Here is a 12636-nt window from a genome sequence, read left to right on the forward strand (position 1 = left end):
TCAATCAGGTCACTCTCGACTAAATGCGGATTAGCGATAACATCTCTTACTACGATGCTGGAAAGAATGGAAAATCAAGGGCTGATAAGCCGTGTTCAGTCTGAAACGGACAAAAGGAAAACGCTCCTATTTCTGACTGAGAAAGCACATGCCTTAAAGGGCGAGTACGATTCTGTATCTGATGAGATGGGCAGTATTTACTACAAAGGTTTTTCAGAGAAAGAAATTACCCGGTTTGAGGAATGCCTCGACCGCATCAGAAAGAATCTTGAGGAGTGGCAGAAGTCATGAGTATTTGTATCAAAGATCAGATTCAGAACATGAATATCGTCATTGGCTGCACAGTGGGGTGTACATATTGCTATGCCCGCAACAACGTGAAACGCTGGCATATGATTGATGATTTCGCTGACCCTGAATTCTTTCCGGGTAAGCTCAAGATGATGGAAAAGAAACGTCCGCAGAACTTTCTTCTTACTGGGATGAGCGATTTCTCTGGATGGAAGCCGGAATGGAGAGACGAGGTATTTGCAAAGATCCGTGAAAATCCACAGCATCAGTTCCTGTTCCTTACCAAGCGACCTGATTTGCTGGATTTTGATACCGATCTGGAAAACGCATGGTTTGGCGTTACGGTGACGAGGAAAGCAGAACGGTGGCGTATCGACGCCCTTCGGAAAAACGTCAGAGCAAAACATTACCATGTTACCTTTGAGCCGTTATTCGATGATCCCGGCACAGTTGACCTTTCCGGAATCAATTGGATCGTTGTCGGCACCATGACCGGAGCTCAGAGTAGGAAGATTCATACGGAGCCGGAATGGGCATGGTCTCTGACGGACCAGGCACATAAGCTCGGCATTCCGGTGTTTATGAAGGAAGATCTTGTCCCTATCATAGGGGATGAAAATATGATTCAGGAAATGCCGGAAGAATTTAATAAAGTGTTAGAGGTACAGAAATCATGGAAGAAGTAATAAATGGAATCCTCATTCGTGAGGTGGAAACAAAGAACATCATGACTAAGTCTAGTCTGCCGGTAGGCGGTTACTCGGTCAATCCCTATGTGGGCTGTACACATGCCTGCAAGTATTGCTATGCCTCTTTTATGAAGCGCTTTACCGGGCACAAGGAGGAATGGGGCACTTTCCTTGATGTGAAGCATTGGCCGGAAATTAAAAATCCGAAGAAATATGTCGGACAGCGGGTGGTCATCGGTTCTGTGACAGATGGCTACAATCCACAGGAGGAGCAATTCGGGAATACCAGAAAACTTCTGGAGCAGCTGATCGGCAGTGACGCAGATATTCTGATCTGCACAAAGTCGGATCTTGTGGTACGGGATATTGATTTGTTGAAGAAGCTTGGACGTGTAACCGTTTCATGGTCGATCAACACACTAGATGAAAATTTCAAGAACGATATGGATTCTGCTTCGAGCATTGAGCACCGTATCGCTGCTATGAAGCAGGTATATGAGGCAGGTATCCGTACAGTCTGTTTCGTATCCCCGGTATTTCCCGGTATCACGAATTTTGAAGTAATCTTTGAGCGGGTAAAGGATCAGTGCGATCTGTTCTGGCTCGAAAATCTCAATCTTCGAGGCGGTTTCAAAAAGACAATTATGGATTATATCGCCGGAAAATATCCTGATCTTGTACCACTTTACGACGAGATCTATAACAAGCATAACCGCAGCTACTTTGAAGCACTTGAAGTAAAAGCTGAGAAAATGGCTAAGAAGTATGATTGTGCCTTTGTGGATAATGAAATGCCTTATGGCAGAGTCCCGCAGGGGCATCCGGTGATTGTAGATTATTTCTATCATGAGGAAATCCGTAGGACAGAGAATACCGGAAAAAGAAATCGTTAACTTCAAGTTTGTAGGGCAGATAAGCTGTTTATTTGAGTAGAAAAAAGAATTACAATTAATAACGCCGGTGCGGGATTTTGATATCCAGTACCGGCGTTATTGATTCTACAGGGGCTTGGGGGTGTAGCCACCAAATATACTATTCGTTTTCTGCTTCGGCAAGTTTGTTAAGGATCCACTCCCGATTGATAACAATGTCCTCATCATCGCGGAGATCCTTGAAATCATTGCAGTGTGAAGAAGCAAATTCATACATATTGTCAATGTCAACTGCACCAGTGATCTTACCCTTATTAATGATGGTTTATTCCATACGAGAATAAAAATAGAGTAGACGAATTATTTAGCAATCTTCATCAAATCTTTATTTTTTTCTGTTAGGTTATATTTCAGTAAGAAATGAAATATGGAAGGAAGGATAGTAAAGATGGAAATGATGTTGCAGACACAAAATTTGTGTAAATATTTTAGAAAGCAGAAAGCGGTAAATAATGTTTCACTTAATATAGAAAAGAAACAGATTTATGGACTGCTTGGACCGAATGGTGCGGGAAAATCTACCACATTGAAAATGTTGACTGGTATGATGAAACCAACTGCAGGAAAGATTTACTTTGATGGAAAACTTTTGGATAGGAAAGATTTATCAAAAATAGGAGCGTTAATTGAAAATCCGCCTATTTATGAAAATCTTTCCGCCAGAGAGAATTTGAAGGTAAGACAATTATTGCTTGGTACAGATGAAAACAGAATTGATGAGGTCTTGCAGATTGTATCACTTACAAACACCGGAAAGAAGAAAGCAGGACAGTTTTCTTTGGGAATGAAGCAAAGACTAGGCATTGCAATGGCATTGCTTGGAGAACCGGAACTTTTGATATTGGATGAACCTACGAATGGATTAGATCCAATAGGAATCGAGGAATTACGAGAGCTGATCCGGTCTTTTCCGGAACAGGGAATCACTGTAATTCTCTCCAGTCATATTCTCTCAGAGGTACAGTTACTTGCAGATAAAGTCGGGATTATTTCAGGTGGAATCTTAGGATACGAAGGAGCATTAAAGCAGGGAGATAATCTTGAAGATTTGTTTATGAATGTGGTAAGAAAAAACCAGAAAGCAGGTGAAATCCATGGTTAATATTATAAAAGCAGAACATCAAAAAGCCAAAAGAACCATGCGAAAAAAGTTTATCTGGGGATTTCCTCTTCTTACATTTGTCATGGCATTTATATTTACTCTTGGGATGACAAATGCTTATGCAGAAAGTGTTTGGAACTGGTGGTATACACTTTTGCTGCCGGGGATGATTGCTCTATTTTGTTATCTTTCTGTGGCGCAGGAGAAAAAGATAAAATACTATCATTTAATGACTATTCCCACAGATAGAAGAAAATTGTTGCTGGGGAAAATTATTTATATTGGGTACATGATTTTGTTTTCTAATGTGATTGTGTTTGCAGGAGCAACGCTTGGAGGCTTTCTTCTAACGACACATGTTCCAGTTGGAGGAGCGTTGATTGCAGTATTGTTTCTGACGGTTTCTGAGTTATGGGAGATTCCGGTAGCTTTATTTTTAAGTGAACGATTTGGAATGATTGTAAACCTGTTCGTCTGCCTGTTTATTACCGTCAGCGGTGTGGTAATATCACAAACCAGAATCTGGTATGTACTTGTTTCTGCAATCCCTATGCGAATGATGTGCCCGTTGCTTCATGTTTTACCAAATGGACTTGCCGCAGAAGCAGGGAATCCTCTTTTGGATACGGGAGTCATTGTTCCGGGAATGTGTCTCTCAATCATCTGGTTTGTTTTTGTAACGGTTCTGTTTTTGAAATGGTTTGAGAGAAGAGAGGTGAAATAAGATGATTGGAAGATCTCTTAATGCAGACTTGCGAAAGATGAAAGGAACATCTGTGATTCTGGCACACTTATTGATTCCGATTATAACCAGCGTTATATTTTTAATATATTACTTTTTTTCACCATGGAATGAAAATATGAAAGTGATTGCATTTTATCAGGCAATAGGAGCAGGACTTCCGGTACTTATTGGAATTTTTACAGCAAGTGTGATGGAACAGGAACAAAATGCAGGTGATTTTCAAAATCTCTTGTCTTTACCGGATAAACCTGCAGCATTTTTATCGAAACTGTTGATGCTACTGGTTTTGTGTCTGTGCTCTATCCTATTGACAGCAATCATATTCGGAATTGGATTTGGAAGAATCGCATCAAGCGATATCGAAATCATGAAAGGATGTATATTTGCAGCATTGCTGCTGTGGGGAAGCAGTGTTCCACTTTATCTGTGGCAGCTGATTCTGGCTTTTCAGTTTGGAAAAGGGGTATCCATTGGAGCAGGGATTATATCAGGACTAATTAGTGCATTGATGCTTACCGGACTTGGAGATTATGTGTGGAAATATGTATTTGTCTGCTGGACGGGTAGAGTACCATATACTTATCTGCAATCTGTATTGGGAGAAACTAGTGTAGGTGAATGGTTGTCATTCATACCAGGTTGCTTAATATTTACAGGGATTAGTATGGTATACTATTTTTGGTGGGTAAACCACTGGGAAGGAAACAGAATATCGGAATAGAATCGAGGGAAACTATGGCAAAAATACTGGCAGTTGATGATGAACCGGCAATTCTGGAAATGATAGAAAGCATTTTGAATAAGGATGGACATCTGGTTACCAAAGTAAGTAATCCACTAAAAATTAATATGGAAGAATTACATCGTTATGACCTGATTTTACTGGACATTATGATGCCTGGAATTGATGGCTTCGAATTATGCAAAAGAATTAGGGCACTTGTGGATTGTCCGATTTTGTTTCTTACGGCAAAAACGGAGGAAAACAGTCTGGTAAACGGACTCTCTTTAGGAGCAGATGATTATATTTCAAAGCCATTTGGAGTGATGGAACTTCGGGCAAGGATCAATGCACATCTTAGAAGAGAGCACAGGGAACATTCTGTCCGGATGGTTTTAGGGAGAGTCTGCATTCAGATGTCTCAAAAGAAACTGTTGATGGATGATAAAGAACTTCCGTTTACGAAAGCAGAGTACGAAATCTGTGAATTTCTGGCTAAAAACAGAGGACAGGTTTTCTCGAAGGAACAGATATTGGAAGCGGTCTTTGGCTTTGACAATGAGAGTAATGACAGTACTATAATCACGCATATCAAAAATATAAGAGCAAAATTTGCGGATTATGATTATATGCCGATAAAAACAGTCTGGGGGATTGGATATAAATGGGAAGAGTAAAGAGAAGCAATGCACTCAGCAGGATTTTTATGAGATATGTACTGGTCATGCTTGGATCATTAGTTGGTTTGGTGATTGTTGCTTATCTGCTGCTGTGCCTTTTGATTAGTGTGGGCTGTATTTATCCGGCAAATTATGCAGAGCAAAAGATTAATGAAGCATATGATACGATTCTACGTGCAGATAAAGTGACTGATGAGATGATTCCCGCACTTTGTGATTATGTAATCTTTTCAGAGAATGGAGAGAAAATAGGTGGAGATCTGTCAGAACAATACGAACAGATAGCATGGAATGTTGCAAAGTACGGAAACGCATCCGGGAAATATTTTTATAAAGTAATTGTAAGGGAAAATGAATATGTTGTATTGCAATATCGCCTGACACCTCAATATCATTCAGCTTTTTTGAGGGAGCATTTTATAGGACCACAGAATGTGATGAGTATTATGTCAGTGATTGGAGCGGTAGCGATTATCATCATTCCGTCCATACGTTTTGGAAAAAGAATCAAAAAGCAGATGCAGCCTGTATTAGACGCAATCAGACAAATAAAGGATCAAAATCTGGAATATGAGACATCCTGTTCCGGTATCAAAGAGTTTGATGACTGTTTATCGGCAATCGATGATATGCGAGATGCATTGCGAGAATCTTTAGAAAAGCAGTGGAAAACAGAGCAGGAAAAGAAACAACAGATGTCTGCTTTGGCGCATGATATTAAAACACCTCTTACGATTGTACGGGGAAATGCAGAACTACTTTCAGAGACTGAACTGACCACAGAACAGAAGAATAATATCACTTATGTTTTGAACGGCACAACACAGATACAAAGTTATGTAAAACAGTTGATAGATGTCACAAAATCATGGAATTGCAGTGATGTTACCTATACAACGGTGAGGTTAGAAGATTTTTTCGCAGATATAAAGGAACAGGCATTCGGACTGGTAGAAATCTATCACCAGAAAATAGATTGGAAGGCGGAACAAAGTGATAAAAAGGTAACGATTGCTTATGAGCCAATGTTCCGAGCCGTAATGAATGTGATTCAGAATGCAGTGGAGCATACAAAAGAAAATGGAATCATTTATATTGACGCAAAGGAGCAGGATGACCGGCTGACATTCATTGTGGAGGATAGCGGATCAGGATTTACAAAAGAAGCATTATTGCATGGCACAGAGCAGTTTTTTATGGATGACACAAGTAGAAATGGCGAAGCCCATTATGGGATGGGACTATTTTTTGCAAAAACTGTGGCTGAAAAATATGGTGGAGGTATTAAACTTTCAAATTCTGAAAATACAGGTGGGGCGCGGGTAGAAATATTTTTCCTGAGTAGTCAAGAAACAAGCTAAATGAAAAGTCTAATCCCCCAGCATAGCTGGGGGATTAGACTTTTCATTTATACGGATATTCGCAAACTACAAGATAAAGCCCAAACTTCATATACTCTAACAGTTAGCGAAAGATGCCAGAGCAGTATACCATGTCAAACGAATTGTGTTAGTTAATTTGGATCTTATTGATGAATATCTGGAAGCATTCTGTGATGAAGAATTTTGATGAAAGAACAGGAGGAACAACTATTCCTCGAAAATTGAGAATTACATATGTTCAATTCTTTGTATTAGGTATATATTTTGAAAAGTTATCCGGTTATACTGACAATATCAAAAGGCAGAACTGTTAGAATGAGGTGAGCAGATGGATACAGCACAGAGAATAAGGATAATTCGGATGATTGAAAAAATAGAGAAGAACCCAGAATTCAGTAGTAAAATCGGTGTGAGAAATACATCTGAGTTTATATCAAGTAAACAATCAAAAAAATGAATGATTCAAATCATAACAGGAGTCAGAAGGAGTAGAATATGTTATCGTTATTATTTGCTATATGCATGATCTGGTTTATTGGAAAATTTTTTATATTTGGTGTAAAAGCATCCTGGGGGATCTTAAAGCTGCTCTGTACAGTTGTATTTTTCCCGGTGATTTTGATAGGAATGGTTGTTGGCGGACTGATTTATATTGCACTTCCATTGTTGATCATCGGCGGAATCATTGCACTTATATCATCTAACTCATAAAAATACGAGGAGGGAAGAAATTATGGGATATGATATAGAAAAAGAGAAACGAGAAGCGATTGAAGCAGGACAACGTGCGTTAAGTAGTCTTCGGACAGCAAAAGAGAACCTGAACAGTGCAAAGAATTGGGGCTTGGTGGATATGTTTGGCGGTGGATTCTTTTCTACGATGTTGAAACACTCCAAGATGGATCAGGCCAGACAAAATATGGAACAGGCGAAATATGATCTTCGTAATTTCAGTAGGGAATTAAATGATGTGAACATGGCTTGTAATTTAAACATCAATACTGGAGACTTCTTATCCTTTGCAGATTATTTTTTTGATGGATTTGTTGTGGATTGGATGGTGCAGGATCGAATCAATAATGCCAGACATCAGGTGGAAGAAGCTATCCGCAGAACGGAATACATCATAAACCAGTTACAGCATATGTAAAGGAAAGAGGCAGTGAACCATAAATAGGTTCGCTGCCTTGTTTTTTCATACTTATTTCTGTTTCTTTTTTTCTTCTCTGAGCAATTCGATGTTTAGTCCCTGCTCTCCGGCTGTTTTATCAACCCAGAGATTCAGAGAATCTATTGCCAGAGAAATTTCATCCAGTTTGTTGCTGATAAAAGCAAAATCCTTGATCTCATCATCACTGATCTTACCGTCACGGGCAATCTGGATCAGACGTGTGGTAAGAGGATTAATCTCATTCAGACTGGCAATGGTTTCCAGGATTATATTGGACAAGTCAGAAACTTCGACTTCCGGGACATAACGGTGACCGATTTCGCATTTATGAGAGCAGTAATAATTGCAGAGATCTGGTCGCCCGTAAGCGTCTGCCATCTGGATAATATCATAAGGTGTAGGTTCCTGCATTTCATATTCAAATTTTTCAATTTTAGAATCAGAAACAGCAGTCATTTTTTCGCTGGCTTCTAATCTGGTAAGACCGGCTTCTTCCCGGCAAATCTGATAAATTGTTTTATTTTCTCTTGTAGATTGTTTCCCCATGAGAATAACCTCCCCGTATATCGCCGAACATGAGAATTATCAGGTGTTAAGTCCACATGCTGTGCGTGTATTTTCTTTATAGATTTTATTATACTTGAAGCATCAGTAAACAACAAGTGCATTGTTGATACGGAATTATGAAAGGAAGAAAAAACATGAGGAAAACTAGAAGTGATTGTAGAGTAGGAACATTTGAAAAGAAGCATGGTCTTCCACCGGGGACTATTAGAAACAAAAATGGAAGAGATACCAGAAGTGACAAAAAAATTGGCACCATTCGCAAAGAAGCAAAGTAGGAACATAATCATGGAAAAGAAAATAAGAAAAAGATATCATTCAGAAGAAGCTGTAAAAAAAGCGTTAAAAATTGAATCATTTCGAAATTTAACAAAGGATAAAGTGATGGAGTTTACATCTATGATTCCATATATGGAAAAGGAAGTGGCGCTTGAAATAATAAAGCAGTTCCCAGTATATGTAGAGTTTGTGGAATCAGCAATAGAAAATTATACACAGTTATGCAAAACAATTTTAGAAACAAATAAAGAAGAATATGAACAAGCAGTTCATGCACATCAGTATGTTCTTGAGACCTTCGCAAATCAGCTGGAACAAGAAAACTTAACAGAGGAGGAAAGAAGGGACTTTTCTGAAAAAATGATGGAAGAAGCTGATAAAATAACGGAATTATATTTACAGCAGCAGAAATTTCATGAGCGAGTGTTCAAGACGATTGGGGGAGTTGTAACATTAGCTTTGGGAGTGACGGTAACAATGTTAGGTTTAAAAGCAATTGGTAGCGATGAAGATTTACCTCAACTAGATGATGAGAATCAGAATGTTGCATAATAGCTTTATCTATAATTGAAAACAACAAGATGGAAAGGCTCAGGAAAAAGTATTCTGGGCCTTTTGTCTTAGAAGGATAGCAGTATAAAAGAGCAGGGATTTTTATACCCCACCTATTGATATACACTGTAACCATCAAAGAAGATTAAATCATAAAATTCAAAGAAATGGAGGAGTTGGCAATGGAAGGTTTTAACACTGGTGATGGTTACATGGGATTGGAGACTGTGAGAAAAAGTCTGTAACACTTTTTCTATGCGAACCCTACAAAAATATTAGAAGAATAACGTATGCAAAACTTCCTGTTTGCCAACTTGCCCTTTGAGAGAGGAAAAATCCTTTTCTCAAAGGGCTTTTTTGTTTATACGGATATTCGCAAACTTACAAGATAAAGCTAAAATTTCATATACTCTAAGCACAAGGAGGTTGAGGTTTATGAGCCAAACAGCACAGTGTCTAAGGCATATAAGCCACGAACCTGGTATACATTCTGCCAAATGGGAACAATGACGCAGGGTATCTGTAAATTAAAAAATAATGAAAAGAAGAATAAAAAAATACAACACGAAAGGATGCGTCAAGGTAATGCAAGAATTATCGTGATACATCCTTTTGTATTTGGATTGAGTATTTTTCTTTCCCTGCTTGTCAAAAGTAATGGATGGAATGTATAATATTGTTAATGATCCAGAGATATTTATTTTGGAAACAGCTTAATCAATTTGGAGGTATAAAATGAAAGCACATAAGTATTGGTCAATCGGAGCGTTAATTACTATGATTGGAACTTTTTATACTGGATATAAAGGATCCAAATCAGGTCATAGGTATTTTGCGTGTAGCACTCTTATATGTATGATCATGTCTATGTATACGGGACATAAAATGATTTCAGGTAATAAAAGAACAAGAAAACAGGTGGAAAATACAAAAGCGGAGGAATAGTAAATGTTAGAGTTAGGAAAAAAAGCACCGGACTTTGAATTGCCGGATCAGAATGGAGAAATGCATAAATTAAGCGATTATGCAGGAAAAAAAGTGATCTTATATTTTTATCCAAAGGATAATACACCAGGATGTACGAAGCAGGCATGTGGCTTTTCTGAGCGTTATCCACAGTTTACTGAGAAGGGAGCTGTTATTCTCGGAGTAAGCAAGGACTCTGTAGCGTCTCACAAGAGATTTGAAGAAAAATACGGACTGGCATTTACGCTATTAGCAGATCCGGAGCGTAAAGTTATTGAAGCATATGATGTCTGGAAAGAAAAGAAAAATTATGGAAAAGTATCTATGGGTGTAGTAAGAACTACATATCTTATTGATGAGCAGGGAATCATTATAAAGGCAAATGATAAAGTCAAGGCGGCAGATGATCCTGAAAATATGCTTAAGGAATTGGCATAATGAAGATTATTTTATCACCTGCAAAAAAGATGATTGTAGATACCGATAACTTAGCACCGGTTGAACTGCCTGTCTATATTGATAAGACAGCAGAAGTATTAAACTGGATGAAAAGCAAATCAAAAGAAGAACTGAAAGCTATCTGGAAATGTAATGACAAGATTGCAGAGCAGAACTTTAACAGATTGGAAAATATGGATCTTTATAACAGGCTTACTCCGGCTGTTTTAGCATATGAAGGGATTGCATTTCAATATATGGCACCATCTGTGTTTGAAATCCAGCAGTTTGAGTATTTGCAAAATCATTTAAGAATCTTGTCTGCGTTTTATGGCATTTTAAAACCAATGGATGGTGTGACTCCTTATCGTCTTGAAATGCAGGCAAAGGTTGGAATTGGAGATGCAAAAAATCTGTATGAGTACTGGGGAGAATTGTTATACCGCTCAATAATCGATGACAGCAGGATTATCATTAATCTTGCATCAAAAGAATACTCAAAATGTATAGAAAAGTATCTGACACCACAGGACAGATATATTACGATTGTATTTTGTGAGTTATCCGGAGATAAATTGGTAACAAAAGGTACCTATGCCAAGATGGCTCGTGGTGAAATGGTCAGATTCATAGCGGAAAATAATATTGAAAATCCGGTGGAGATTCAGAAATTTGACAGACTCGGATATTCGTTTAGGTCTGATTTATCTTCAGATTCAGAATATGTATTTGAACGCAAAATAAAATAGTTATTCAGGTAAAAGATGCTCAGTTTGGCAGTTTTTGTAATAATGAGAATTATTACTATTTTTATTGGCAGCAGGAGGATGGTGGTATATAATCCTTATTAAGAACTAATCCTAATAAGGAGGACGAATGACAAGTAGGAGAAATACCATTCAAAAAGATCTCGTAAGAAATACCGTATACGAAATGAGAAGACACGTTACGGCAAATGAAGTGTATGAATTTATAAAAGAAGCATATCCAACAATTGGAAAAGGAACTGTATATAGAAATCTTGATATATTGGTAGAGGAAGGTGCATTAAGAAAGGTTGAAGTTCCGAATGGACCGAACCGATTTGATTTTACATTGAAAAATCATTACCATGTAAGATGTATAAAGTGCGGTGAAATTTTTGATGTGGATATGGATCAAATACCGGATTTACTGGAAAGAATTCATAACACTCATGGAATTGAATTTGTGGATTATGATATTTCATTTAAAGGCATTTGCCCGAAATGCAGGGAGAAGGTAAAGGAGGAACAGCATGGATAGGAAAGCAATGTATAAGTTGAGTTATGGACTGTTTATATTGACCGCTAAAGAAGCAGAAAAAGATAACGGATGCGTCATTAATACAGCCATTCAGGCAGCTTCGGAACCAAACCAGTTAAGTATCTGTGTAAATAAGGCAAATTATACGCATGATATGATTCAAAGAACCGGAAAATTTACTGTATCAGTTTTAAGTCAGAAGGCACAATTTGAATTGTTCAAACATTTTGGCTTCCAATCAGGAAGGGATACCAATAAGTTTGAAGCATTTGAGCAGTGTGCCAGGGGCACAAATGGTATTTATTATATTACAGAAGGTACAAATGCATACATTTCTGTGACAGTTACTAAAACAGAGGACTTGGGTTCACATACGATGTTTATCGGTGAGATAACCGATATGGAAGTTTTAAGCAATGTTCCTTCAGTAACATATGATTATTATCAGAATAATATTAAGCCTAAGCCACAGGAGGTTGGAAAAACAGAGGACAGTCAGACAATATGGCGTTGCAGAATTTGCGGATATGAATATGTAGGCGAGGAATTACCAGATGACTTTATATGTCCTTTGTGCAAGCACCCGGCATCAGATTTTGAAAAAGTAGTAAAGAAACGGAGGTAAAAGAGATGGCGGCAAACGAATATGCAGGAACACAGACAGAGAAGAATTTACAGGAGGCATTTGCAGGGGAATCACAGGCAAGAAATAAGTATACCTATTTTGCTTCTGTAGCGAAAAAGGAAGGTTAGTATAAGAAGGTATGATGGTATGAAGATATTAGTGATTCCTGATGTTCATCTTAAACCGCAGATGTTTAAACAGGCTACAGCTCTTAT

Annotated in this window: 17 protein-coding genes and 2 pseudogenes; 18 read left to right on the top strand and 1 reads right to left on the bottom strand. The window is 38.1% G+C overall.

The features are described from left to right. The 11 genes and pseudogenes from DWZ44_RS17280 to DWZ44_RS17325 form a co-directional block, all read left to right on the top strand. Positions 1 to 291, top strand: a 291-nt coding sequence (locus tag DWZ44_RS17280) for a MarR family winged helix-turn-helix transcriptional regulator (protein ID WP_117805394.1), incomplete at its 5' end; no start/stop codon positions are given. Next, a complete protein-coding gene (locus DWZ44_RS17285) occupies positions 288 to 977 on the top strand; it encodes a radical SAM mobile pair protein A (protein ID WP_117805395.1) in 690 nt (229 codons plus the stop codon). The genes DWZ44_RS17280 and DWZ44_RS17285, both read left to right, overlap by 4 nt. Further along, positions 965 to 1873: a radical SAM mobile pair protein B gene (locus tag DWZ44_RS17290; protein WP_117805396.1), complete on the top strand. Its 909-nt coding sequence runs from the start codon at positions 965 to 967 to the stop codon at positions 1871 to 1873. Before DWZ44_RS17285 ends, DWZ44_RS17290 begins: the two co-directional genes overlap by 13 nt. A gap of 427 nt (positions 1874 to 2300) precedes the next feature. Further along, positions 2301 to 3014, top strand: a complete 714-nt coding sequence (locus DWZ44_RS17295) for a lantibiotic protection ABC transporter ATP-binding protein (RefSeq protein WP_044999424.1) — start codon at positions 2301 to 2303, stop codon at positions 3012 to 3014. Further along, positions 3007 to 3738, top strand: coding sequence for a lantibiotic immunity ABC transporter MutE/EpiE family permease subunit (locus DWZ44_RS17300; RefSeq protein ID WP_004853398.1), 732 nt, complete (start codon positions 3007 to 3009; stop codon positions 3736 to 3738). Before DWZ44_RS17295 ends, DWZ44_RS17300 begins: the two co-directional genes overlap by 8 nt. Before the next feature lies 1 nt (position 3739). Further along, complete coding sequence (locus DWZ44_RS17305) at positions 3740 to 4480, top strand: lantibiotic immunity ABC transporter MutG family permease subunit (protein ID WP_005330844.1); 741 nt, start codon at positions 3740 to 3742, stop codon at positions 4478 to 4480. A gap of 14 nt (positions 4481 to 4494) precedes the next feature. Then, the gene (locus DWZ44_RS17310) at positions 4495 to 5157 is read left to right on the top strand and encodes a response regulator transcription factor (protein WP_015512795.1); all 663 of its coding nucleotides are present in this window, start codon (positions 4495 to 4497) and stop codon (positions 5155 to 5157) included. Then, entirely contained in the window at positions 5145 to 6521 is a 1377-nt protein-coding gene (locus tag DWZ44_RS17315; RefSeq protein ID WP_117805397.1) for a sensor histidine kinase, read from the top strand. Before DWZ44_RS17310 ends, DWZ44_RS17315 begins: the two co-directional genes overlap by 13 nt. Before the next feature lie 112 nt (positions 6522 to 6633). Next, a pseudogene (locus DWZ44_RS18855) lies at positions 6634 to 6729 on the top strand (DUF6462 family protein); the annotation flags it as partial. A 308-nt stretch (positions 6730 to 7037) separates the two neighbouring features. Then, positions 7038 to 7253: a hypothetical protein gene (locus tag DWZ44_RS17320; protein ID WP_055221652.1), complete on the top strand. Its 216-nt coding sequence runs from the start codon at positions 7038 to 7040 to the stop codon at positions 7251 to 7253. Between the two features lie 22 nt (positions 7254 to 7275). Further along, complete coding sequence (locus tag DWZ44_RS17325) at positions 7276 to 7692, top strand: hypothetical protein (protein WP_055221654.1); 417 nt, start codon at positions 7276 to 7278, stop codon at positions 7690 to 7692. Between the two features lie 51 nt (positions 7693 to 7743). Here DWZ44_RS17325 and DWZ44_RS17330 read toward each other — a convergent pair whose 3' ends face one another. Continuing rightward, entirely contained in the window at positions 7744 to 8259 is a 516-nt protein-coding gene (locus DWZ44_RS17330; protein ID WP_055182202.1) for a helix-turn-helix domain-containing protein, read from the bottom strand. 192 nt (positions 8260 to 8451) lie between these two features. Between DWZ44_RS17330 and DWZ44_RS17335 the strand changes: the two genes are divergently transcribed. The 7 genes and pseudogenes from DWZ44_RS17335 to DWZ44_RS17370 all read left to right on the top strand — a co-directional run. Continuing rightward, a complete protein-coding gene (locus tag DWZ44_RS17335; protein ID WP_199596441.1) occupies positions 8452 to 9108 on the top strand; it encodes a hypothetical protein in 657 nt (218 codons plus the stop codon). A gap of 735 nt (positions 9109 to 9843) precedes the next feature. Beyond that, entirely contained in the window at positions 9844 to 10053 is a 210-nt protein-coding gene (locus tag DWZ44_RS18860) for a DUF6219 family protein (RefSeq protein ID WP_021737557.1), read from the top strand. 3 nt (positions 10054 to 10056) lie between these two features. After that, on the top strand, positions 10057 to 10512 hold the full coding sequence (gene bcp / locus DWZ44_RS17350) for a thioredoxin-dependent thiol peroxidase (RefSeq protein WP_021737556.1): 456 nt from the start codon (positions 10057 to 10059) through the stop codon (positions 10510 to 10512). Next, a complete protein-coding gene (yaaA, locus tag DWZ44_RS17355; RefSeq protein ID WP_117805398.1) occupies positions 10512 to 11261 on the top strand; it encodes a peroxide stress protein YaaA in 750 nt (249 codons plus the stop codon). The genes bcp and yaaA overlap by 1 nt, the downstream gene beginning before the upstream one ends. A 127-nt stretch (positions 11262 to 11388) precedes the next feature. Beyond that, on the top strand, positions 11389 to 11796 hold the full coding sequence (locus DWZ44_RS17360; protein ID WP_055225693.1) for a Fur family transcriptional regulator: 408 nt from the start codon (positions 11389 to 11391) through the stop codon (positions 11794 to 11796). Further along, positions 11789 to 12421 carry a flavin reductase gene (locus DWZ44_RS17365; RefSeq protein WP_117510121.1) on the top strand — a complete coding sequence of 211 codons (633 nt, stop codon included), beginning with the start codon at positions 11789 to 11791 and terminating at the stop codon, positions 12419 to 12421. Before DWZ44_RS17360 ends, DWZ44_RS17365 begins: the two co-directional genes overlap by 8 nt. Positions 12422 to 12426: 5 nt before the next feature. Continuing rightward, a pseudogene (locus tag DWZ44_RS17370) lies at positions 12427 to 12546 on the top strand (ferritin family protein); the annotation flags it as partial. Positions 12547 to 12636 lie beyond the last annotated feature (90 nt).

Source organism: Blautia sp. AF32-4BH, assembly GCF_003460565.1.
Taxonomy (GTDB): Bacteria; Bacillota; Clostridia; order Lachnospirales; family Lachnospiraceae; genus Fusicatenibacter; species Fusicatenibacter saccharivorans.